General features: G+C 45.5%; 20 protein-coding genes. 10 read left to right on the forward strand and 10 right to left on the reverse strand.

What is annotated here, in order from left to right:
* Window positions 1–43: 43 nt before the first annotated feature.
* The 7 genes from LZG94_RS06100 (at window position 44) to LZG94_RS06130 (ending at window position 6,223) form a co-directional block, all read left to right on the forward strand.
* Window positions 44–1,186 (forward strand): beta-ketoacyl-ACP synthase III, encoded by a 1,143-nt coding sequence (locus LZG94_RS06100; protein WP_233791032.1) that lies wholly within the window; start codon window positions 44–46, stop codon window positions 1,184–1,186.
* A 63-nt stretch (window positions 1,187–1,249) separates the two neighbouring features.
* Complete coding sequence (locus LZG94_RS06105) at window positions 1,250–1,648, forward strand: hypothetical protein (RefSeq protein ID WP_233791033.1); 399 nt, start codon at window positions 1,250–1,252, stop codon at window positions 1,646–1,648.
* Between the two features lie 4 nt (window positions 1,649–1,652).
* On the forward strand, window positions 1,653–2,684 hold the full coding sequence (locus tag LZG94_RS26460; protein WP_233791034.1) for a BtrH N-terminal domain-containing protein: 1,032 nt from the start codon (window positions 1,653–1,655) through the stop codon (window positions 2,682–2,684).
* Window positions 2,685–2,689: 5 nt separating this feature from the next.
* Window positions 2,690–3,448 (forward strand): ABC transporter ATP-binding protein, encoded by a 759-nt coding sequence (locus LZG94_RS06115; RefSeq protein WP_233791127.1) that lies wholly within the window; start codon window positions 2,690–2,692, stop codon window positions 3,446–3,448.
* Between the two features lies 1 nt (window position 3,449).
* On the forward strand, window positions 3,450–4,727 hold the full coding sequence (locus LZG94_RS06120; RefSeq protein ID WP_233791035.1) for an ABC transporter permease: 1,278 nt from the start codon (window positions 3,450–3,452) through the stop codon (window positions 4,725–4,727).
* Between the two features lie 30 nt (window positions 4,728–4,757).
* Window positions 4,758–5,024: a phosphopantetheine-binding protein gene (locus tag LZG94_RS06125; protein WP_215235302.1), complete on the forward strand. Its 267-nt coding sequence runs from the start codon at window positions 4,758–4,760 to the stop codon at window positions 5,022–5,024.
* Window positions 5,025–5,026: 2 nt separating this feature from the next.
* Window positions 5,027–6,223 carry a beta-ketoacyl-[acyl-carrier-protein] synthase family protein gene (locus tag LZG94_RS06130; RefSeq protein ID WP_233791036.1) on the forward strand — a complete coding sequence of 399 codons (1,197 nt, stop codon included), beginning with the start codon at window positions 5,027–5,029 and terminating at the stop codon, window positions 6,221–6,223.
* On the opposite strand, the gene scpA is transcribed toward LZG94_RS06130, so the two are convergent.
* Together scpA and LZG94_RS06140 are read right to left on the reverse strand one after the other, a co-directional pair.
* On the reverse strand, window positions 6,220–8,364 hold the full coding sequence (gene scpA, locus LZG94_RS06135) for a methylmalonyl-CoA mutase (protein WP_233791037.1): 2,145 nt from the start codon (window positions 8,362–8,364) through the stop codon (window positions 6,220–6,222). The genes LZG94_RS06130 and scpA overlap by 4 nt on opposite strands.
* Complete coding sequence (locus LZG94_RS06140) at window positions 8,361–9,740, reverse strand: methylmalonyl-CoA mutase family protein (RefSeq protein ID WP_233791038.1); 1,380 nt, start codon at window positions 9,738–9,740, stop codon at window positions 8,361–8,363. The genes scpA and LZG94_RS06140 overlap by 4 nt, the downstream gene beginning before the upstream one ends.
* Window positions 9,741–9,992: 252 nt before the next feature.
* Between LZG94_RS06140 and dnaA the strand changes: the two genes are divergently transcribed.
* Both dnaA and LZG94_RS06150 read left to right on the forward strand, forming a co-directional pair.
* Window positions 9,993–11,420 (forward strand): chromosomal replication initiator protein DnaA, encoded by a 1,428-nt coding sequence (dnaA, locus tag LZG94_RS06145; protein ID WP_233791039.1) that lies wholly within the window; start codon window positions 9,993–9,995, stop codon window positions 11,418–11,420.
* Between the two features lie 48 nt (window positions 11,421–11,468).
* Window positions 11,469–12,449, forward strand: coding sequence for a GNAT family N-acetyltransferase (locus tag LZG94_RS06150; protein ID WP_233791040.1), 981 nt, complete (start codon window positions 11,469–11,471; stop codon window positions 12,447–12,449).
* On the opposite strand, the gene LZG94_RS06155 is transcribed toward LZG94_RS06150, so the two are convergent.
* Both LZG94_RS06155 and LZG94_RS06160 read right to left on the reverse strand, forming a co-directional pair.
* Window positions 12,436–13,239 (reverse strand): DUF3108 domain-containing protein, encoded by an 804-nt coding sequence (locus LZG94_RS06155; RefSeq protein WP_215235297.1) that lies wholly within the window; start codon window positions 13,237–13,239, stop codon window positions 12,436–12,438. The genes LZG94_RS06150 and LZG94_RS06155 overlap by 14 nt on opposite strands.
* A 13-nt stretch (window positions 13,240–13,252) precedes the next feature.
* Window positions 13,253–14,290 (reverse strand): aminopeptidase, encoded by a 1,038-nt coding sequence (locus tag LZG94_RS06160; RefSeq protein ID WP_233791041.1) that lies wholly within the window; start codon window positions 14,288–14,290, stop codon window positions 13,253–13,255.
* Between the two features lie 393 nt (window positions 14,291–14,683).
* Between LZG94_RS06160 and recA the strand changes: the two genes are divergently transcribed.
* On the forward strand, window positions 14,684–15,751 hold the full coding sequence (gene recA / locus LZG94_RS06165) for a recombinase RecA (protein ID WP_233791042.1): 1,068 nt from the start codon (window positions 14,684–14,686) through the stop codon (window positions 15,749–15,751).
* Between the two features lie 73 nt (window positions 15,752–15,824).
* Here recA and LZG94_RS06170 read toward each other — a convergent pair whose 3' ends face one another.
* The 6 genes from LZG94_RS06170 to LZG94_RS06195 all read right to left on the reverse strand — a co-directional run bounded on the left by LZG94_RS06170 (window position 15,825) and on the right by LZG94_RS06195 (window position 22,966).
* Window positions 15,825–17,360 carry a sigma 54-interacting transcriptional regulator gene (locus LZG94_RS06170; protein WP_233791043.1) on the reverse strand — a complete coding sequence of 512 codons (1,536 nt, stop codon included), beginning with the start codon at window positions 17,358–17,360 and terminating at the stop codon, window positions 15,825–15,827.
* A gap of 15 nt (window positions 17,361–17,375) precedes the next feature.
* The gene (gene rny / locus LZG94_RS06175; RefSeq protein WP_215235293.1) at window positions 17,376–18,947 is read right to left on the reverse strand and encodes a ribonuclease Y; all 1,572 of its coding nucleotides are present in this window, start codon (window positions 18,945–18,947) and stop codon (window positions 17,376–17,378) included.
* Window positions 18,948–19,067: 120 nt separating this feature from the next.
* Window positions 19,068–19,379 (reverse strand): cell division protein ZapA, encoded by a 312-nt coding sequence (gene zapA / locus LZG94_RS06180; RefSeq protein ID WP_149638458.1) that lies wholly within the window; start codon window positions 19,377–19,379, stop codon window positions 19,068–19,070.
* A complete protein-coding gene (locus LZG94_RS06185) occupies window positions 19,376–19,720 on the reverse strand; it encodes a hypothetical protein (RefSeq protein ID WP_233791044.1) in 345 nt (114 codons plus the stop codon). Before LZG94_RS06185 ends, zapA begins: the two co-directional genes overlap by 4 nt.
* A gap of 45 nt (window positions 19,721–19,765) precedes the next feature.
* Complete coding sequence (gene pheT / locus LZG94_RS06190; protein ID WP_233791045.1) at window positions 19,766–22,195, reverse strand: phenylalanine--tRNA ligase subunit beta; 2,430 nt, start codon at window positions 22,193–22,195, stop codon at window positions 19,766–19,768.
* Window positions 22,196–22,321: 126 nt separating this feature from the next.
* Window positions 22,322–22,966 (reverse strand): DUF1684 domain-containing protein, encoded by a 645-nt coding sequence (locus tag LZG94_RS06195; protein ID WP_215235290.1) that lies wholly within the window; start codon window positions 22,964–22,966, stop codon window positions 22,322–22,324.
* Window positions 22,967–23,067 lie beyond the last annotated feature (101 nt).

The following is a 23,067-nucleotide window of genomic DNA, read 5'->3' on the forward strand; positions in this document are numbered from 1 at the left end:
TAACAGAGCACATCACTTATTAGAGTCAATACTTACCAGTACAATGTCAGAAGCATACATTACCAGAGCTGCTAAATTTCTTCCGAATGAATCCGTACCCAATGAGGAAATGGAGCAGTATTTAGGATTTATAAACGGCAAACCTTCTAAGTCAAAATCAATCGTTTTAAGGAATAACAGGATCAAGAGCCGATATTACGCTTACACGAGGGACGGAGAGCCGACGCACACCAATGCCGAAATGGCCGCGCTCGCGGTGAAAGGTCTTTTTGCATCCGATCCTGAGAAAATCAAAAATGTTGACTTGCTGAGTTGCGGAACGTCCAGTCCGGATCAGATCATGCCTTCTCACGGGGTAATGATCCACGGGTGGTTGCCTGAAACGGGTATGATCGAGGTGGTATCACCATCCGGTGTGTGCTGTGCAGGAATGCATGCGCTGAAATATGCGTACATGTCCATTAAGTTGAAAGACAAGAAAATGGCTGTTGCTGCGGCTTCTGAGCGGTTTTCGCCTTCTTTGCGTGCAGGGCAGTTTGAGGAGGAAGTGCAGCAGCTGATCCGCCTGGAACAAAATCCATATGTATCTTTTGACAAGGATTTCCTTCGCTGGATGCTTTCCGATGGCGCTGGTGCTTTCCTGATCGAAGGCGAACCCAACCCGAATGGACCGTCCCTTAAAATTGAATGGATTGAGGGTTGCTCATTCGCTAACGAAGAGGAAGCGTGTATGTATATGGGTGCGCACAAGCAGGAAGACGGAACTTTGAAGAGCTACAAGGATTTCTCCAATGAGGAAATTCTTGAAAAGTCAATTTTCAGCATTAAGCAGGATGTCAAGCTGTTAAGTGAAAAAATTGTAAAGCTTGGGTTTTCAAACCTTAAAAGTATATTGGACGAAAAAGGGGTGACGATGGATGACGTCGATTATTTCCTGCCACATATTTCCTCTTACTTTTTTGAGAGTAAAATAGAAGATACCCTGAATGAAAATGGAATTCCCGTGCCCAAGGAGAAGTGGTTTACGAATCTCGCGTCGGCGGGAAATGTGGGAGCGGCATCTATTTACATGATGGTTGAAGAGCTATTTAATTGCGGATTGCTTAAAAAGGGCGAAAAGATCCTGTTAGCAGTTCCTGAAAGTTCGAGGTTCTCCTATATGTTCTGTTTGCTGACAGTTTGCTAAAACATATTTTTATTAACTTGGTGTATTAGTCCTACCAAATTTCTGTTTTGAAATCTTGTCGACATGAAAAAGGAAGATTTGCCACAGGAGCCCGGCGCACTTTCCAGGTTGACCCGGGAAGTCTGTTACGTCAAAAATGAAGATGGGAAGTACGAAACTGCATTGAGCGACGGCTGGAATGTGAAAAAGGATGCACTTGACAGTGCCTGGGTTGAAGTGAATGAGCGGATTGAAGAAGCAAGAAAAGCAGTAATGAATGGCGAAAAAAGCCCGATTTACTATTTTATGGAATTGAGATTAATGGACGTGGGAGTACTTTCAGGTTATACGGGAAATTTTACCTTCTTCACGAAAAGACATTTTAAACCTTCTGTTTTCAAAGATCTCAGCGAACGTCAATTGACCAAATACGCCAGTGCCTTCGACATTACTGTAAGTGAGTTGAAAAATTTTAAAGGTTGAAACAGTGAATATTGATAGCACGACTGATGCATTTCATCATGTACAGACAGCGCATTGCGAGAATGGCGTTACCACAGCACTGCTTCGGTACCACGGCCTGGATTTTATGACCGAACCACTCGCATTCGGGATGGGATCGGGTCTTTTTTATATTCAAATTCCTTTTCTGACTATTAATAATGGTCCTGCTATTTCATTCAGAACCATGCCCGGAGCGATATTCAAAAGAACTTGCAGATCGCTTGGAGTTGAAGTTACCCGCAAAAAGTTTTCAAATCCGGTTGCGGCGGAAGCTTTTTTAGATCAAAAAGTAAAAGAAGGCGTGCCGGTAGGCTGCCAGGTCGGCGTATTTCACTTGACTTATTTCCCCAAAGAATACCGGTTTCACTTCAATGCGCACAACCTGATCGTTTATGGAAGCGAAGACAATCGCTATATGATAAGCGATCCGGTGATGGAAGATGTTACTTCACTTTCACGCGAAGAACTGACCCGCGTGCGATTTGCGCAAGGGCCGCTTGCTCCAAAGGGACATATTTATTTTCCCGAAAGCGTAAAGAAGATTTCTGAGGACACGATCCGCAAGGGTATTGTAAAGGGTATTAACCGAAATGTGCGTGATATGCTGCGGATTCCGGGAAATTTCGCGGGCGTGGATGGGATCAGGCACACTGCTGGTCACATTCGGAAATGGCGGGACAAATTGGGGCTGAAAAAAGCCAGCTTGTATCTCGGCCAGATCGTGCGGATGCAGGAAGAGATCGGTACGGGCGGCGGAGGATTCCGGTTTCTTTACGGTGCATTTCTGGAAGAGGCTGCCGCTTACATGCAGGATGACAGACTGTTACAGGTCTCGGAAGATTTTACCAAAGCCGGGGATATGTGGAGAGCCAGTGCGATCAAAATGGCCGGCGTTTATAAAGGTCGGCTCACCGAACAGAAGGATTTTGAAGAGATTGCCGATATGCTGGTGGATATTCGTCTGGTAGAAAAGGAAGCATTTCAAAAGCTTTCCAGATTTAACCTCGGGAAGTGAACAGGATGATGGAATCAGGCGGTCGGGTGTGTATTGAAATTCAACATGTTTCAAAAAAATACAAAGGTGCTCAGGAAAGTAGCCTTTCGGACGTTTCACTGAATATCTTAACCGGTGACGTATTTGGTCTGCTGGGGCCAAACGGTGCTGGGAAAACCACATTAATATCCATTCTCTGCGGCATTGTGCCCGCTAGTTCCGGCGATATCAGTTTTTATGTCGATGGTCAATCGCTATCTAAATCCCAGCGAAAATCCAGGATCGGCTTTGTCCCGCAGGAATACGCATTTTACCAGGAATTGAGCCCGCGCCAGAATCTTGACTATTTCGGGGCAATGTATAACATTCCCAAAACCAAACTGGAAGAGCGGCGGGAGCATTTGCTCCAAGTACTGGGCCTTTCGAAAGCGGCTGATAATAAGGTAGAGACGTTTTCGGGCGGGATGAAACGGCGGGTAAATTTAGCGATCGGCATTATTCATGAGCCAGCCATTTTATTTCTCGACGAACCTACCGTCGGCGTCGATGTGCAAAGCAGAAATGCGATTATTCGGTATCTGCAATCGGTAAATGAAACCGGCACTACCATTATTTACACCTCCCACCACATGTCCGAAGCGGAGGAGTTCTGCAAAAGTATCGCATTGATAGATCATGGTAAGGTTATTGCTGAAGGGGAGATACAGGCACTGAAAACTGCGCACCATGTAGCCAGCCTGCAATCATTATTTATCAACCTGACCGGAGACGCCTACAGGGACTAGGATGTTCAAATTATTTTCCTCACTTCGTAAAGAATTTTTACTGCTTATCAACGATAAGACAGGTCTGGCACTGATGTTTTTGATGCCGCTTTTGCTCGTCTTTATCATTACGATCATCCAGGATAGCGCCTATAAAATGGTGAACGAAAACCAGATTCCGTTGCTCGTAGTTAACCATGACAAAGGTGGGGAAGGGGATAAGCTGGTTAAAGCGCTTAAAAGCTCCTCCCTTTTCAAGATCGATAGCCAGGATCAGATCCCACAACAGTCTTTACGTTCCGAGCTGCTTGCAAGAGGCAAGATGATCGCGCTATTTATCCCGGAGAAATTTTCGGCCGGGCTGGAAAGCAATGCAGGGGACGTGAGCAATATACTTATGGATGATCTGGGGCTTGAATACGATTCTATTGCAAAAGATAAGGTGGATATGCCCAGGCTGTCTTTTTACCACGATCCCGTTTTACAGGATAATTACAGCCAGTCGGTGATGGGCATTGTGCAGTCGTACATGAGCATGATCGAAAACTCACTGATGATCGATAGAATGTATGCAAATATGGACCTGGGTGACAAATCGGAGGTATTGAAGAAAAAAATGATCTTGAACCGGGTGAAGATCGATCAGATTGTTGCCAGCAATAATAACTCTACTGCATTACCCAATTCAACCCAGCATAATGTACCTGCGTGGACGATATTCGCGATGTTTTTTATGGTTGTTTCTCTGGGCAGTAATATTGTAAAGGAGCGGGTAAATGGCAGCTTCCTGCGTTTGAAGACAATGCCGACTACATTTATGCTGGTCATGTTTAGTAAAATGGCCATTTATGTAGTTGTGGCTGTATTTCAGGTGTCACTCACATTCTCAATGGGTATCTGGATACTGCCTAAGCTCGGACTTCCGACGTTATCGGTACCTAATAATTTTCTTGCATTAATAGCAGTTGTATTTGTAAGTAGCATGGCAGCAGTTAGTTACGCCCTCATGATCGGCGCTTTTTCCAAAACGGAACAGCAGGCCAACGGTTTCGGTGCTATATCCATTATCATTTTCGGCGCGATCGGTGGAATCCTGGTCCCGACGTTTGTCATGCCGGGATTTATGCAGTATGCGAGCAACTTTTCGCCGCTCCACTGGTGTCTGGAAGGATTTTATGTATTGTTTTTAAAAGGAGGAAGCTGGAAAGAGCTTGGGCTGGTTTTTTCTTTTTTAGGGATTTTTATACTGATTTGCCAGCTCGCGACATATTTTAAACTCAGGCTCGAAAGAATTATTTAAGTTTGGCCTCCGCAGCATTTAACTACTCATATGGACATAATAAGTTTGAAGCCCATTTTAAAAGGGCAGATTGTACAGTATCTTAATTTATTGGACGTCAATCCGGAAGATATCAAGGACGATGAACCGCTATTCGGCGGTGATTTGGGATTGGATTCGATTGATTCTCTGGAACTTGTCGTGCTGTTGGAAAGAGAATATGGTATTAAGATCAAAAATCCGGCAGAGGGCAGAAAGATTCTGATTGACGTTAACCACATGGCGGAATATATTCTTGCCAATACAAAAGTTGCCTGATCATGGGAAGAGTCCTGGTTACCGGAATGGGCATTATCTCTGCCATTGGAGAAAATCTCTCTCAAAACCATGAGAGCCTTCGCGCCGGGCGTACTGGAATAGGAGACGCAACCTACTTTGAATCGCAATATGCCTCCAAGCTTCCGTTTGGGGAATGCCGCATTTCCAATGATAAATTGAAAGCCTTACTTGGCCTGGAAGACAGCCTTGGGTATACCAGAACCTGTCTGCTGGCCAGCAAGGCATTCGAAGAGGCAATCCAGGATGCCGGTCTCACGAAAGAACAACTTTCTGACGCCGATACTGCTTTTATCTCGGCAAGTACCGTCGGAGGAATGTGCCTTACCGACCAGCTTTACGACGATGCGAATATGAAATCCAGCGGTTCAGAATACCTGGATGCGTACGGATGTTCCGCACATACACTCAGGCTGGTAGACAGATATCAGATCAGCGGATTTACAGACACGATCAATACCGCTTGTTCTTCTTCGGCAAATGCCATTATGCTTGGCGCGAGATTGATTAAAACCGGCCGGGCGAAGCGGGTAATCGTCGGGGGTGTTGATAGCCTTGCGAAATATACGGTCAACGGTTTCAATGCACTAAAAATCCTTTCTGAATCAGCCTGTAAGCCTTTTGATGAGAACCGCGACGGGTTGAACCTGGGCGAGGGAGCCGCATATCTTGTACTAGAATCTGAGGAATGCGCTGCTGGTAAAAAAGTTTATGCAGAAATGTTGGGTTACGGCAATGCAAATGACGCATACCACCCATCCGCAATGTCGGACGAAGCAATCGGCGCTATTCGCTGCATGAAAGAGGCGATTACGATGGCGGGAATTGGCTCTGAAGAGATTGATTATGTCAATGCGCACGGTACGGGCACCAATAATAATGACGACGTTGAGCTGTTTGGTTTGCATGAGCTGTTTGGGGAAATACCGCCGTTCAATTCAACCAAATCGTTTACCGGACACACGCTTGGTGCGGCTGGGGCGGTAGAGGCGATTTACAGTATTCTCAGCATTCTCCACTCCGAACTTTATCCGAGTCTGAATATCAGCAACCCCGTGAAAACATTCGATACGGCGCCTTTGATGGAATTCGAAGCGAACCGCCCGATACGGTACGCGCTTTCCAACTCATTCGGTTTCGGTGGAAACTGCACTTCTCTCGTTTTTGGTCGGGTTAATTAATGCTCCTGCATCAGATCAGTAAGGATCTTTTGTGCAGCTACTGAGATAATCGTCCCCGGTCCGAAAATACCCTTCACACCCGCATCGTACAGAAACTGATAATCCTGAGGGGGAATCACTCCGCCGGCAATCACCATAATATCAGCCCTGCCAATCACTTTAAGGGCATCGATCAGTTCGGGAATCAGCGTTTTGTGTCCCGCAGCGAGGCTGGAAGCGCCGATCACGTGCACATCATTTTCGGCAGCCTGTTGCGCCACTTCCTGTGGGGTTTGAAAAAGGGGGCCAATATCCACGTCGAAACCCAGGTCGGCGAAACTGGTGGCAATCACTTTCGCTCCTCTGTCGTGACCGTCCTGACCCATCTTAGCCACCAATATCCGCGGGCGGCGGCCTTCTATATCTGCAAAATGATCTGAAAGCTCCCGCGCAGCTTTAAAATGCTCGTCGTCCGAGGCTTCCGCCTGATATACCCCTGAAATTGACCTGATCGTTGACTTATACCTCCCAAATTCTTTCTCCATCGCTTCTGAAATTTCACCTAATGAAGCCCTGGCCCGGGCTGCATTGATTGCCAGCGCAAGCAGGTTAGTGTCCATATTTTTTCCGCCGCTGCTCCTGCAAGCATTCGTAATCGCTTCCAGTACCGCTGCTACTTCCCTGCTATCCCGTTGCGCACGAATGCGGCTCAATGCATCAATTTGTGATTGTCTTACTGCCTGATTATCAATTTGCAGCAGCTCAATTGCATCTTCTTCTTCAACCCTGAATTTATTTACACCCACAATAATATCCTTTCCCGAATCAATCCGGGCCTGTTTCCGGGCAGCAGCTTCCTCTATCCGCATTTTCGGTAAACCAGCTTCGATCGCTTTGGTCATTCCGCCGATCTGCTCCACTTCCTCAATCAACTGCCACGCTTTTTTTACCAGTTCATCCGTCAGAAATTCTACATAATATGAACCTCCCCAGGGATCGACGAATTGACAGATATCAGTTTCATATTGGAGAAAAAGCTGCGTATTCCGGGCAATCCGGGCTGAAAAATCAGTAGGCAAAGCCATTGCTTCATCCAGTGAATTGGTGTGTAAAGATTGCGTATGCCCCAGCACCGCAGCCAGCGCCTCTACGGTTGTCCGGGCTACATTATTGTACGGATCCTGCGCGGTAAGGCTATATCCGCTGGTCTGGCAATGCGTGCGCAGCGCCATAGATTTTTCATTTTTTGGGTCAAACTGCCTGACGATTTTTGACCACAATAGCCTGGCAGCGCGCATTTTGGCTATTTCCATAAAATGATTCATCCCAATTCCCCAGAAAAAGGACAGCCTCGGTGCAAAATTGTCAATATCAATTCCTGCGGCAATGCCCGTTCTGATATATTCCAGTCCATCGGCCAGCGTGTAAGCCAGTTCCAGATGTGCCGGCGCGCCCGCTTCGTGCATGTGGTAACCGCTGATACTGATCGAGTTGAAACGGGGCATGAACTGCGATGTGTAAGCAAATATGTCGCCCACGATCCGCATGGAAGGCGCAGGTGGATATATATAGGTATTGCGAACCATGAATTCCTTCAAAATATCATTCTGGATCGTACCTGATAACAGTTCTTTCGAAACGCCCTGTTCTTCCGCCGCTACAATAAAAAATGCCATTATCGGAATCACAGCGCCATTCATGGTCATGGAGACAGACATTTGATCGAGCGGTATCTGATCAAAAAGCATTTTAATATCTTCTACGGTATCGATCGCAACTCCGGCTTTTCCTACATCGCCGGTAACCCTGGGATGGTCCGAGTCGTAGCCGCGGTGCGTAGCCAGGTCAAATGCAACTGACAGACCTTTTTGGCCGGCTGCAAGGTTTCGTTTGTAAAAAGCATTGGATTCGGAGGCGGTCGAAAACCCCGCATATTGGCGGATAGTCCACGGGCGATCGAGATACATGCTGGCGTAGGGGCCCCGGAGAAATGGGGGAGTACCTGCGCCGAACGAAATATGTTCCGAACCTGCAATATCGTCGGAAGTGAACTGGCTCGGCAGGCGAATTCCTTCGCGTGTTGTCGCAAGTTTCCCATTGCTTTTTTTGGGGGAAACAGAAGTAAATTTTTGCTCAGGAATATTCTTAAAATCCGGCTTCATAATGCGTGTTGCTGATTTTTAAAACATTCGGATAGGCGGAGATCTGTTAAAAAAGGCGACGTGCCGGTCGGGGACATATTGCCCGGATTAGAAACCGTTTCCGGCTCTGTAAAACGATTCAGTCCTACCATCAAATTCGTCCCATTCAAATCACTGATCTTTTTGTTGAGAGATTTCCTAAGTTCTTTTTGAACAAAACCATTTTCAAAACAACTGAGTAGTCCACCCTTCTCTTCCACTTCAAGAAACAGCTCCCACGCTGCTGCGGAAAGTTGTTGAGACAGCATTTCGATACTAAAAGATCCGGCGGCAGGATCGGCGACCAGGTCGAGATATCCCTCAAAGGAAAGTACGGAAGAGGTATTCCTCGCAATCCGGTCAGAAAGTGTGGCTGGCCTGGATAAATGATCTTGAAACCCGCTGACTGTCAACGCATCGCACCCGCCAGTCACCGCACTCATTGCCTCCGAGCTCGTGCGGATCAGATTCGTATGACTCGCGCTGTCTGAATGATAAAAGTGTGAGGTTTGCGTATGAATGTATGTGCCTGCTTGCTCGTCGGAAATTTGGTAGGCGAGCGTGATTTTATTTATTAAGTGCCTCAACGCACGTAGCTTGGCAATCTCAGTCAGGTAGGAAGTGCCAATTGAGACAGAGAAAAAGAGCTCATTAAATGCCTGCGCGGCAGACAAACCGGCATTGGTCAGAAGATCCATATAGGTAACCGCGCAGGAAAGTGTAAAGGCAAGCTCCTGAACGGGATCTGCACCATTATTATGGTAAATGTGAGATTCAACCATAACCGAACGAAAGCCTGGCAAGCGTAAGGTATCTCCACTCAAACTGACCACAGAACTTAGAAATGGTTCGAACGAGGCGCCGGTCCGCATCCGGTTTGCAATAGGATCAGATGCAATTCCTCCCTTTAATTGATAACCAGTATTTCCTGACAGCCGCTGAAAGAGCTCGTGAGCGGGCTGGGTACTTTTAAAGAAAAAAGTATGATCGCTCAGACGAATATCTTTAAACAATCTCAAAAAATCATGTGCGGAAAGCATATTGCCGCCCAGCTCGATCCATGCACCGTCGCCACCGGAACTAAGCGCATTTTTGATTTCAGTATTGGTATTTGTAGTGTCCTCAAACCGGATACATGGAAGATTGAGCCAGCTAGGAACAGATTTCTGACATTGCTGCATCGCTGATATTTGCTCCACATCCAGATCCTGGGCGGTGCTATACGCTTCTACTGAAATTGCGCCTGCAACGTTGTATTTCGATAGCAAATCGAATTTATCCTTCAATTCTCTCTGCGCCTGTTTCTCCCAGACAGCCTTATCCGCCGGCGCGAAATCTGCAAAAAGTGAGCTGGACATAGTCGGTTTGGCTTAGGGAAAAAGTGAGCGATATGAGCAAATCTACAAATTTGAACCCATACTTTTTGGTGAGATACTATACGTAAAATAAAACCGCATCGCCCGATTTTTTAATCCGTCTGTTTTTATCAATTGGCTTGGAGTTCGGGCATAATGGTATTAAATTGAACCCTGGACCAATCTTGACAGATCAGGTATTTTTATATCTTTGCCGTCCCTTAAACAAAAATCTGAGTCTTGGTTAATTACACATTGGAAAGAGTTAACACACATACAGAAGTGGACCACGTCTGGAATGCCTGTCTGAGGATCGTTCAGCAGCACATTCCTGACGAAAGTTTTAAGACGTGGTTCGAGCCGATTCGGCCGCTGCGACTGTATGGAAAAGTGCTCACTATCCAGGTTCCGAGCCAGTTTTTTTATGAGTGGCTGGAAGATAATTACGTAAACCTGCTCCGGAAAGCGCTGGATTATGCGATCGGACGGGACGGCATGCTGGAATATTCGATCATTGTCGATAAGGGAAACGACAAGCACCAGCCGCTTACCATGAATGTGTCGACGCCGAAGTCACCGAACTATTCCAAGCCGGATAATTTCGCTACCGACCCGCGCCTGGGCTCGAATCATAAAAGCAAGGACCAGGATTCAATGAATCTGGACACTTATCTGAACCCAAACTACTCATTTGATAATTTTATCGAAGGGGACTGTAACAGGCTCGCTCGCTCGGCCGGTTTTGCTGTTGCGCAACGTCCTGGTCTGACGTCGTTTAACCCGTTGATGATGTACGGTGGGGTAGGATTGGGAAAAACGCATTTGGTGCAGGCGATCGGAAATTACATTATGAACCACTATGAAAATAAGCTGGTACTGTATGTGTCTTCCGAAAAATTTACGAACCAGTTTATTAATTCGATAAAAAATAATACCCTGCAGGACTTCACTGATTTCTATATGAAAGTGGATGTACTAGCCATTGATGATGTTCAGTTTTTGTCAGGAAAAGAAAAAACGCAGGATACCTTCTTTCATATCTTCAACCATTTGCACCAGCTCGGAAAGCAGATCATCATGACGAGCGACCGGCCTCCGCGAGAGCTGCAGGGCTTGCAGGATCGTTTGCTATCCCGCTTTAAATGGGGACTTACCGCCGATTTGCAGGCACCTGATTATGAAACCCGGATCGCGATCATTCAGAAAAAGATCCAGTCGGAAGGTATTTATATTGATTACGATGTAATCGAATACATCGCACACAGTGTTAATTCCAATGTAAGGGAGTTAGAGGGTGTGATCGTTTCATTGATGGCCCAGGCTTCGCTTACGCGCCGGGAAATCGATGTGGAGCTGGCGAAGAATACGCTGAAAAATATCGTCATGAATGAAAATAAGGAAGTCACTATTGATACGATTCAAGAAGTGATCGCCGATTATTTTCAGGTAACGATTGCAGACCTTAAAAGTAAAAGTCGCAAAAAAGAAGTGGTGTACCCACGGCAGCTGGCAATGTTCCTTGCCAAAGAATATACAGATCTTCCTTTGAAGTCAATCGGGTACCATTTTGGTGGCCGCGATCATAGTACAGTCATCCATTCTATACAAAGTATCAACCTGCTGATGGACGAAACGCCGGACGTGGAAGAAACTTTACAGAAGCTTCGCAGTTACTTTAAGTAGCATCTTACGTCTAAAGGGTCAGGAATATTCTCACTTGACTCTGAAACGTTGGTCCCGATCCTATTAAACCGCAATGAAATTAACGATGCAGCCTGGAACAGACTGGTAGAAAAGTCCGGGCAAAGCATTATTTACGCCTTCACTTTTTACCTCGATCTGGTATGCAGCGACTGGAAAGCGCTCGTCTGGTCTTCCGCGGGCGAATATGAGATCATTATGCCGCTGTCGGTCCGCCGGAAATGGGGCTTTGAAATCGTTTACCAGCCGCATTTTTGCCAGTATCTGGGTGTTTTTTCTCAACGGCCAGTTACTGCCGAAGAGATCGCTGCTTTCCTGGCTCAGCTCAATAAGCATTACCGCTACATATCGGCTTATCATTTTAATCCCGATAATCATGAAGTATTGCGGGCTCAGCTTAGTCAGATTGCAGGTATCAAGGTTGAGGAGCAAAAAACACATTGGCTTCCTCTGGATCAGCAATATGAGAAAATAGCAAATGGCTATTCCAGGGACCGCGTGCGGAATTTAAAACGCTCGGAGAAGTCCAGGTGGCGCTATTCGGTCAGCAATCACATTCACCCGCTGATTTTTCTCTTTGTAAATCACCACGCGCGCCGGATCCCGGGAGGTATTAGTCACGCTTCATATCAGACGCTGGAAGCGCTATTTAAAAGTCTGAGCCGAATGCAATGCTGCGATCTGTGGTATGCGCATCGGGACGGGGTTATTCACGCGGGTATCCTGATGATCCGGTTTAGGGGAAAAGCTGTGTTTCTGTTTAATGCGGCCGATGAGATCGGCAGGAAAGATAATGCGAGGACTTTTTTGTTGGATAGCTATATCAAGCTACACGAAGAGAGCGATTTGATCTTAGACTTCGAAAGTCCGATGAAAAGCTCCATCGCATCTTTTTATAAGAGTTTTGGCAGCACTACCGTGCCTTTCTGGAAGATATCCAAGAACCGATTGCCATTTCCGCTCAGGCAGATACAGCATTGGAGAAAACGGAATAAACTCAGAACCAGGTAATTTCTTTACGCAAACCTCTGTATGATTTCAAGTCCATTTCCAACGAGCCGATTTTAAGTTCTACCTCGGCTTTTACCGGTATCTTGTTGGAATCGTCTGTAACCCACAGTCGCATTGCCCCTTCATCCTTGAAAAATTTATTGGTAGGAATCAGTGGGTTAATTCTCAAAACGCGTGTTTTTCCAAATTTGGTTTTGATCACATCTTTCCCCACATATCTGACGCGCAGTTTATAAACTTCTCCGTCGAAAAAAGTAGGTACTTCAATAATCTCGCCTTCGGATACTTTTTCGAAGTTGACCGTGCGCAAAAAGAAGTAGCCGCTGATAATATCGTGTATATTATTGGGGACTGCGAAAGTCTTCGTTTCGTCCTTTACGCTGGATACAGCCTGATCTCTCTGGTGATTAAACATCACCTTTTCCTCTTTTTTATACTTGTTTTCCTGAATTTGCCGCTCAAACATTTGTGGTAGAATAGCCGTGGTATCAATATAGGAACGCCAGGTATCTCTAACCTTCGAGATCAGATCAAATGCGCCCACGGTTCGGCCGGTTACATTCACGCGATAACAGGGGCGGCTATTGATCATCGAGATATTCTTAGAAATCTCGACTTTTGCCTCAGCTGCATTGATAAATCCGTAGTGGACGCGGTATTCAACACGCTCTCCCGTACCAAAACTTTTGTTGGAAACTACTCGGTTTTCGGCAGATTCTCCTTCCATTTGACGGAAAGAAAATAGAAACAATAAGATTGAAGCGGCTAATATCGAAATGGCTATCTTCATACTAATCAGATTATTACATAGAGGGGTACTGCTTTTTTAAATATTGCAGGTAAGCTTTCAGGTCACCCGCGAACTTGCTTTCAAACTCTTTCAAAAATATTTCTTGCTTCGATTTATAAGTCAGGTAACTGATAAAGTATGCATTGTTAGGCAGTTTATCGTCGGCAAGTCGTTTTTTTGTTGTTAACGTTTGGGTCCCCGAAAGAAGTGTGTCCGTGTCATCAATGATCTGTCTGATCAACTGCTTCTTCAAAGTATCCTTTCGGGCATCCGCAGCTTGTTCATTTCCAAATGTTTTGTATAAACTATCAAGTCGCACCGTCCCGCGCAGCATGTGCTGCGAATAGGCGTCGTTATATTTTTTCGAATATTCATAAGTCCGCATTTCGGGAGATTCAGCTCCATATTTATATTTCAAAAATCGGATCGCGCCCTGGTCTCCTACGAAACTTGCCAGGTTCTCATTCAGTTCAAGATTGTTTTTGACAAAAAGTGTACCATGCGTAAGCTCGTGCAGGATCAGATTTGCCAGGCTGCCGTCCTTCCTTTTCAGCATACTGGAAAGGATCGGATCTTTGAGGTAGCCCAACGTCGACCACGCAGAAACGTCCCCGATATCAGTATCCAGCCCTTTTTTGATCAGCTCCTTTTCCTCGGAAACTGCTCTGGTAGAATCGAAAAAGCCTTTGTAAGGAAAAGTCCCGACGATAGGGAAGTGCCACTCGTGAGGTTCAATTTTGTATCTCTCAGAAGCGGTGATCAGCCAGATCAGCGGACGACCGTGCTGGTTGTAAAAAGTAGTATAGTTTTCAGAAGGTTCAAGACCAAGCGAATCCACACCAAACTGCTTGATTTCCTGTATCAAACGGATCCTTCTTTTGAGCGAGTCGGGGAAATTCTGATCGGCCAGGATATCGTCTACCTTCTCTACATTCATCAAAATACTGATCTGTCCGCGCGCCTGCATGAAGCCGTAAGAGAGTACATCGTAATAAAAGATACTCAGTAACAGAATGAGAGCCAGCAAGGCCAGTAATATCTTCTTAATCAATGGAAGCGTATTTTTTCAAGATTGTTAATGTAAAAAGGCCAGCTTTAACCTGCCTCAGCGGCGCAAATCTAATTAAAAGCTGCGAGCCGGTAAGATATCAATAAAATAAGTAATTTTCCGGATACATATCATGGATCTGAGGTAAACGCGCGACTTGCTTTACCTTAAAATCAATGAAATTAACCATTTGAAAACTAGCAATTTGCCTGACTGTTAGCTAACGATTTAGGAATGAGCTTTAAGCCATAAAAAGCATCATTTTTTGCCGAATACTACATTGCTTTATGCTCTGAATTTACTAAATTTACAATTAGAAAAAGACCAGTTTTCAAGCGGTTTTTGTACTGCAAAAGCCGCTTTTTCTATGTACAAACTAACTTTTTGTCACCATTTATGGCACAACCAATTTCCGATAAGGACAACAAACTAAAAGCATTACAGACCACACTTGAAAAGCTGGACAAAACTTATGGTAAAGGCACAGTAATGCGCCTGAGCGACAGTAAGGTTTTGGATATTCCGGTTATCTCTACAGGGTCGCTCGGGCTTGACCTGGCATTAGGAGTAGGAGGCGTGCCGAGAGGTCGCGTCGTTGAGATATATGGCCCGGAATCTTCGGGTAAAACAACGCTGTCAATGCATTGCATTGCAGAGGCACAAAAGAAAGGCGGCCTGGCAGCATTTATTGATGCAGAGCACGCTTTTGACAGGGCGTATGCTGAAAAGCTTGGTATTGATACAAGTAATTTGCTGATCTCCCAGCCTGACAATGGCGAGCAAGCACTTGAAATCGCAGAACATCTGATCAGCAGCGGGGCTGTGGATATTATCGTAATTGACTCCGTCGCTGCACTTGTTCCAAGAGCAGAGCTTGAAGGTGAAATGGGTGAAAGCAAAATGGGTTTGCAGGCAAGATTAATGTCACAGGCCCTTCGCAAGCTAACCGGCGTAATTAACAAAACCGGCTGCTGCTGTATATTCATCAACCAGTTGAGAGAAAAAATCGGTGTGATGTTCGGGAACCCTGAAACTACTACCGGTGGTAATGCACTGAAATACTACGCTTCGGTGCGTCTGGATATTCGCCGCGTCGGACAGATTAAAGAAAGCGCTGACCAGATCCTGGGTAACCGTACCCGTGTGAAAGTGGTGAAAAATAAAGTTGCGCCTCCATTTAAAGTGGTAGAGTTCGACATTATGTATGGTGAAGGTATTTCTAAAGTAGGTGAAGTAATTGACCTTGCTGTGGAACTGGAAATCGTTAAGAAAGCCGGTTCATGGTTCAGCTATGATGGAAACAGGCTAGGACAGGGTAGGGACGCGGTTAAAACGCTTTTGAAAGACAATCCTGAGCTACTGGACGAACTGGAAGCCAAAGTGCGCGGGAAAGTAAGTAACGAGCCCGATTCTTTGATCGACACCAGTGAGCCAAACATTGTAGACGAAGGAGCACCATTATAATTTGAGATTATCGTAAAGTAAAAATGCCCTGCTTTAAAACAGGGCATTTTTTGTTGATATCGAGTTCTATAACTTAAAACGGTTTGCGGTCGTCGTCGTCTTCATCAAAATCAAAGTCTTCATCTTCCGGTCCTGAGAACATACTGCTCACCAGATCCTGAAACTTCATTCCCTGGTCAAGCGATTGCTTTCCGATCAAAGAAAATTCAGCCATTCCGTGTAATGCAAATTCCATCATAAACAGTTTTTCTTCTGCATTGGAATAGGCACTCAGCATATCTACGAAATCGTCCAGGCCGTCGATGGTCTTTAACCTCGCCACATATTCCCTTTCGGTCATATCGCCCGGCATTTCCATTTCATTTCCGGCACCAAACCATTCTATGACCTTCGCATAAGGATTGATCTTGCTCTTTTTCGTTTTTTCAGGATCCGGGAAGAAATTCAGGAATTGTGTCCGAATTGCTTTTCCGATCAGGTTTTGCGCCACGATAACCGGCCCCTCTACTTCACCTTCATAAACAAGCTCGACTTTCCCGCAAATAGCCGAAACTACGCCGTAAAGATCCGAAATACGCACATAAGTAGAAGTTTCGCCATTAATCAGCGCCCGACGCTCAGCTGTACTCAGCAAGCTTTCGTACGCCGAAATTGTCAAACGCGCAGAAACACCGCTTTTGCTATCGACATATTCGCTCTCACGCGCCTCAAATGCGATCTGTTCTATCAGCGTTTTGGCCAGCTCATTTACTTTAACAATCTCTTTTTGCTCAGCCTTAACAACCGCTTCCTGCTCAGTAATTTTCTTGCCTGTTTCGATCGTCTTCGGATAGTGGGTCACAATCTGACTTTCAATCCGGTCTTTCAGCGGCGTGACAATACTTCCGCGGTTGGTATAATCTTCCGGATTGGCAGTGAAAACAAACTGTATATCAAGTGGCAAACGCAGCTTGAAACCACGGATCTGAATATCGCCTTCCTGCAAAATATTGAACAGAGCCACCTGAATACGTGCCTGTAAATCAGGAAGTTCATTGATCACAAAAATACCTCTGTGCGAACGTGGAATTAGTCCGAAATGGATCACGCGTTCGTCTGAATAGGGCAATTTTAAAGTGGCTGCCTTAATAGGATCCACATCACCGATTAAATCCGCAACAGATACATCCGGTGTCGCCAGCTTTTCAGTATAGCGCTCGCTTCTATGCAGCCACGCAATTTCTGTATGATCTCGATGCTCCTCAAGGAAATCCTTCGCATTGCGTGAAAGTGGTTCCAGCGGATCGTCGTGCAACTCGGAGCCTTTGATATAAGGAATATATTCATCGAGCAGATCCACCATCATCCGGGCAATACGCGTTTTAGCCTGTCCGCGCAATCCCAGGAAATTGATATTATGCATCGAAAGGATAGCTCTTTCCACATCCGGAATGACCGTTTCCTCATAGCCCCAGATACCGGGGAAAATATTTTCTTTTAGCCTGATCTTCGTAATCAGATTATCTCTTAACTCCTGCTTGATGGAACGTGTCTGATAACCTGCCTTTTTAAGTTCGCCGAGCGTCTGGATACCCAGTCGTTCTGAACTGGTAAGCTGTGAGTAATTCATGTATGATAATCTAAGTTAGCGCGCATAGGCAACCGAACGCATCTCGCGGATCACAGTGATCTTGATTTGTCCGGGGTATTGCATTTCTTTTTCTATTTTTTGAGATATATCAAATGACAACATACCTGCTTTTTCATCGGAAACATTTTCTGCGTCAATAATCACCCGCAACTCGCGTCCTGCCTGGATCGCGTAGCACTTCTCAACTCCCTCGAATGAAAGGGCCATATTTTCCAGGTCGCGCAGACGCTGAATGTAGGATTCCATCATTTCGCGGCGAGCACCCGGACGTGAGCCTGAAATAGCATCACAAACCTGGATGATCGGAGACAGGATACTCGTCATTTCAATCTCATCATGGTGAGCTCCGATTGCATTGCATACTTCCGGATTCTCTTTGTATTTCTTCGCAAGTTCCATTCCAAGTATTGCGTGCGGCAGGTCAGATTCTTCCGGCCAAACCTTACCAATATCGTGCAACAGTCCGGCTCTTTTAGCCAGTTTCGTATTCAGGCCCAATTCCGACGCCATCGTCGCGCAGAGCTTAGCCACTTCCCGGGAGTGTTGCAGCAGGTTTTGTCCGTAAGACGAGCGGAAACGCATTCTTCCGATCATTTTGACCAACTCTGGGTGCAGGCCGTGAATCCCCATATCGATCACAGTACGCTCACCGATTTCCACGATTTCATCGTCAATATTCTTGCGCGTTTTGGCAACTACTTCTTCAATCCTGGCAGGGTGAATCCGGCCGTCCTGAACAAGTCTGTGTAGTGAAAGTCGCGCGATTTCTCTTCTAACCGGATCAAAACCAGAGATTACGATCGCTTCCGGGGTATCGTCCACAATAATCTCCACACCAGTTGCTGCTTCCAGGGCGCGTATATTTCTACCTTCTCTACCAATGATCTTACCCTTAATATCATCATTTTCAATATTGAAAACAGATACGCAGTTCTCAATCGCATGCTCGGCAGCGGTGCGCTGTATGGTCTCAATAACGATTTTCTTAGCTTCTTTGGTGGCGGTAAGGCGGGCTTCTTCCATCGCACTTTTCACATACGATCCCGCTCTTGTGTCTGCTTCTGCTTTCAGCGCGTCGATCAGTTGCTCGCGAGCCTGCTCGGCAGTCAGGTTAGCTATCTTTTCAAGTTGTGTAACCTGCTGTTGTAGTGATTTTTCCGCTTCTTCCTTCCGTTTTGTAGCAATTTCAAGCTGCTGGTTGAGGTTGTTTTTCAGCGTTTCCAGTTCGTTTTCGCGGCGCTTATTTTGCTCCTGCGCCTGGTTCATGCTTTGCTCGCGCTGTTTCAGTTTCTGCTCGTTGCTTTGAAGGATGGTGCGTTTCTTGTTAGCGTCTTCTTCGAACTCTGTTTTGAGTCTTAAGTATTTTTCTTTGGCTTCAAGGATCCGGTCTTTTTTGATATTCTCAGCGGCACTTTCAGCATTTCGGAGAATTTCGGCTGCCCGTTCCTGGGCTTCCTTTTCCTTTTGATCAAAGGATCGCTGGAAAATGTATTTACCTGCAAAAATTCCCACACCGATGGCGATGATATCGGAGAGGACTACGATGAAAAACAAAGAATTTGACATTTCCATAATGGTTTATATATAGTTGGTTTTACCGACTACACCAATGCTAAAAATGCCGAAAGTGAAGGAGTTAAAAGAAGTATTAGAAGATTTTGAAATTAAAGGGTTGCTCTACAGTTGTTAGCTTTCAATGGCACCGGAGATTGCTTCATCCAGTTTCTCTACTCTGTTTTTAAAAGCCAGAATCAGATCATCCATCTGCTCCTGGTTCCGCTGCAATGCCACAAGGCACTCAATGGAAGTCAGCGCGATGGCTTCGATGTCTCCGTATACTTTTCCTCTTAATTTATGCTGTTGCACGCGATGCAAGAACACCTCATACCCATCCCTGTAAAATTTCTCCTGATCCGCCGGAACGCTCAGTTTGAAACCTCTGTCCAGCAGTTTTATAAAGACAGAAACGTCTGGATTAGGTATGCTATTTTTTTTCATAAGGTATCTTCAAGCAATTCTATGCACTTATCAATCTCCTGGATATATCTTTCAACTGAGTCTTTCAGCTCGGCAATTCCGCTTGTTGGTGTCAGTTTACTAGTGACAATTTTAGCGAAAGTTTTGGACTTATTAAAGTCTTTTTCCAAACTCCCGCTTTTTTTCTTCAATTCCCTTGACTCTTCTTTTAGCTTATTATTGGCCTGCTTAAGCTCGGCATTTTCGCGCTGAAGCTCCGAAATTGTCCAGCTTAATTTTTCTTTTGTGTTGATCAAAAACTCAAGTTTCCTTTCCAGGTCAGATAGTTTGTGTTCAATAATGCGCTCAATGCTTCTTTCCATTTGTCAGCCTGATGAATTTTGATCAAACAAATTATTGCTTCCAGTCTATTTTCTGATCACGGCTTCAAACTCTTTTTCATAAGCATTGATCAATCGCTGCATCGACTTGTCGATCACTTTATCTGTTAGCGTCTGCTGCTCGTCTTGCAGAATAAAACTGATTGAATAGGACTTTTTGCCTTCCAGATTAGCCCCTTCATACACATCAAATACATTCACAGAACGCAGCAACTGGCGTTCGGTCCGGTAGGCGATCTGTTTGAGCTCTTCAAAAGTGATTTTCTTATTAACAACAATAGAAAGGTCCCTTCTCACTTCCGGGAACTTTGGTACCTCGCGGTATTCCACTGCTGCACTATATTGACGCAACAAATATTCCCAGTCGAAATCTGCGAAATAGACAGGTGCCTTGATATCGAGCTTTTTGGTAACAGCCGCATTCAGCAAGCCAAGTGTCACTACTGGTTTTTTGTTGGCAAATAGTGTCAATCCGCTTTTAAAAATAGCTTTGTCGGCCTCCTGCTTTTCAACTTCCCTGATCTTTAAAGAAGCCAAAACCTGAGTTACGAATGCAGCCAGGTCGTGGAATGTCACTTCGCGCGACTTTTCAGTCCAGGATTCCTGCTGGATATTGCCAGTAAGAAACAAGGATAATCTTTCCTTTTCTACATACTTATCGCCGGACTGGTGATAGGTTTTGCCAAATTCAAATAATTTCAGATCACGCTGCCTGCGGTTTACATTATGCGCTATCACCTCTAATCCTGAGAAAAGCAGCGTTTGACGCATTACCGACAGATCTTCGCTCAGGTAATTCAGAATTTTCACCGGCTCACCAAAAAGACTATCTCCCAGCGACTGCTGATATTCTGCTTTGGTCAACGAGTTGTTGATCATTTCGTTAAATCCGTTGCCTGCCAGTAATTCAGAAGCACGTAACCGCAGCTTTTCCGGATCATTTACAGGAAAGTCTGACAAGAACTCCGAGCTCATTGACTCAGAAAGTTCTACCTGACCGAAGCCGTAAATGCGCAAAATTTCCTCAATCACATCCGCTTCACGCTGCACATCAACCCTGTAAGGAGGCACGATTGCGGTGAAAGTTGCGTCAGTATCATTCTCAACCTGAATATCAAGGTTACTTAAAATACTTTTGATCAACTCCTTATCAAGTGTTTTTCCGATCAACCGGTTGATATTCCGGTATTTCATATCAACCCTGAAATCCTCGATCGGCTCAGGATAAATATCAACGATATCGGAAGAAACCTGGCCGCCGGCGATTTCCTGGATCAACAGGGCTGCGCGCTTCAATGCAAAAAGCGGCATATTCGGATCGGTACCACGTTCAAAGCGGAACGAAGAATCTGTTTTCAGGCTGAAACGCTGGGCAGTTTTGCGAACCCAGGCCGGCGAGAAATAAGCAGATTCCAGGAAAATAGAAGTGGTTTCAGAAGAAACGCCCGAAGTTGCTCCACCGAAAACACCTGCAATGCACATCGGCTCCGGCGCAGTACCGTCACCTGCATTACAAACCATCAGATCGGTAGCCGACAATTTCCTTTCAACTCCATCGAGGGTAACAAACGGGGTACCTTCTGCCAATGTAGTCACGATCACTTTACCGCCTTTTATTTTGGCAGCGTCGTAAGCATGCATCGGCTGGCCCAGCTCGTGACACACGTAATTGGTAATATCTACAATATTATTGATCGTCCGGATTCCGATCGTTTGCAAACGCTGTTTCAGCCAGTCGGGCGATTCGCCTACTGTGATTCCCGAGATCGTCAGTCCTGTAAATCGGGGAGAGGCTTCCTGGTTACGCACTTCAACCGGAATGGAAAGATCCTGATTCGCTACTGCAAATCCGGCTACCGACGGAAGCGCGACTGGCCGGTTCAAAACTGCTTTCAAATCCCGCGCTACACCGAAATGGGAAGCCGCGTCGGCACGGTTGGGGGTTAAGCCAATTTCTATTAAATAATCGGAAGAAATACCGAAATAGTCGCTGGCTGGTGTCCCATTCGCTGCGTCGGTATTTAAAACCAGAATACCATCGTGGGAAGTGCCCATTCCCAATTCGTCTTCGGCGCAGATCATACCTTCCGACAATGCGCCGCGGATCTTGGATTTTTTCAGCACCAGAGGCTGCTCACTGCCGGTTGGGTAAAGTACAGCGCCGACAGTAGCAACAATCACTTTCTGGCCAGCCGCCACATTAGGAGCACCGCAAACAATAGACAGCGGGTTTTCACCACCTACGTCCACGGTAGTTAGGCTTAGTCTGTCAGCTTCCGGATGTTTTTCACAAGTCAATACCTGCCCGACTACTACGCCCTGCAAGCCTCCTTTTACGGATTCAATCTCTTCTATTGCTTCCACTTCCAGCCCGGTAGCTGTGAGCAGTTTCCCGATTTCTTCGGGATTTTCGTTAATTTCAATGAGGTCTTTAAGCCACTTATAAGAGATCTTCATGCGAATACTATAATGATAATAAAAGCGGCTTTGTCGTAAAACCGCCTTTATGCAAAAATAATGATTTAGTTGGAACGCGACTTTGTCAAATGCACTACAAATGACTTTTTCTATATGCCAGCCGGCCTATTCGTGCACCGCGCTTTCGATCAGCTCACCAGCCTCAATAGGTATAGTCAGCTTGTTTTCAGCTGGCGGAACCGGGCAGGCGTAAGATTCCTGGTATACACAATAGGGATTATACGCTTTGTTAAAATCCAGGATCAGCATATTGTTTTTGATATCGGCAACCGGGTAGTCAATGTAGCGGCCACCTCCGTAAGTCTGCTTTCCGCTGGTGGCATCCTGAAAAAGTACGGAGATAACGCCTTCATTTTTAAGTAGCAGCAACTTCTGAGCTTCGCCCATGATCGTAAAATTCGCATAGCCGTATTTTTCATATTTCTCGCTGGTACCGTCGGTATATTTCACGATCATTTCCTTATCATCATTCATATAAGGAGAAACGGTAGCTTTCACGCGGAATGTCATATTCGGATCGAAATAATGCAGTCCGTGGAAGCTCGTTTTGTCCGCAATAGGGGAGTCTTCCTGGGTTCGGAACTGCTCATCTTTGGCCGCTCTTTCTTCAAGAAGCTTGGTTTTGTATTGCTGTGGGTCAACTGCGGCGAGGGGATCATTGCCGGAAGAAAAATTTTCGATCACGAAGTAGGCCAGAATAGCGATAACCATCGCGATCGTGCTGTAACGGATCACTTTATTTTTAAACATAACTAAAACGGTAATGGTAAACGGTTTGCAAACTTACACCTTATGCCAGCATGGAAAAAAGTATCCCGGCATTATTTACTTTTTTGTGATATTTTTGAAAT

The organism is Dyadobacter sp. CY343 (assembly GCF_021390335.1).
Lineage (GTDB): Bacteria > Bacteroidota > Bacteroidia > Cytophagales > Spirosomataceae > Dyadobacter.

Bases quoted from the DNA above. Each gene is read 5' to 3' on its own strand.
- LZG94_RS06100 (WP_233791032.1), top strand. From the start codon at position 44: ATGTCAGAAGCATACATTACCAGAGCTGCTAAATTTCTTCCGAATGAA.
- LZG94_RS06105 (WP_233791033.1), top strand. From the start codon at position 1,250: ATGAAAAAGGAAGATTTGCCACAGGAGCCCGGCGCACTTTCCAGGTTG.
- LZG94_RS06115 (WP_233791127.1), top strand. From the start codon at position 2,690: ATGATGGAATCAGGCGGTCGGGTGTGTATTGAAATTCAACATGTTTCA.
- LZG94_RS06120 (WP_233791035.1), top strand. From the start codon at position 3,450: ATGTTCAAATTATTTTCCTCACTTCGTAAAGAATTTTTACTGCTTATC.
- LZG94_RS06125 (WP_215235302.1), top strand. From the start codon at position 4,758: ATGGACATAATAAGTTTGAAGCCCATTTTAAAAGGGCAGATTGTACAG.
- LZG94_RS06130 (WP_233791036.1), top strand. From the start codon at position 5,027: ATGGGAAGAGTCCTGGTTACCGGAATGGGCATTATCTCTGCCATTGGA.
- scpA (WP_233791037.1), bottom strand. From the start codon at position 8,364: ATGAAGCCGGATTTTAAGAATATTCCTGAGCAAAAATTTACTTCTGTT.
- LZG94_RS06140 (WP_233791038.1), bottom strand. From the start codon at position 9,740: ATGTCCAGCTCACTTTTTGCAGATTTCGCGCCGGCGGATAAGGCTGTC.
- LZG94_RS06155 (WP_215235297.1), bottom strand. From the start codon at position 13,239: ATGAAGATAGCCATTTCGATATTAGCCGCTTCAATCTTATTGTTTCTA.
- recA (WP_233791042.1), top strand. From the start codon at position 14,684: ATGGCACAACCAATTTCCGATAAGGACAACAAACTAAAAGCATTACAG.
- LZG94_RS06170 (WP_233791043.1), bottom strand. From the start codon at position 17,360: ATGAATTACTCACAGCTTACCAGTTCAGAACGACTGGGTATCCAGACG.
- rny (WP_215235293.1), bottom strand. From the start codon at position 18,947: ATGTCAAATTCTTTGTTTTTCATCGTAGTCCTCTCCGATATCATCGCC.
- zapA (WP_149638458.1), bottom strand. From the start codon at position 19,379: ATGAAAAAAAATAGCATACCTAATCCAGACGTTTCTGTCTTTATAAAA.
- LZG94_RS06185 (WP_233791044.1), bottom strand. From the start codon at position 19,720: ATGGAAAGAAGCATTGAGCGCATTATTGAACACAAACTATCTGACCTG.
- pheT (WP_233791045.1), bottom strand. From the start codon at position 22,195: ATGAAGATCTCTTATAAGTGGCTTAAAGACCTCATTGAAATTAACGAA.
- LZG94_RS06195 (WP_215235290.1), bottom strand. From the start codon at position 22,966: ATGTTTAAAAATAAAGTGATCCGTTACAGCACGATCGCGATGGTTATC.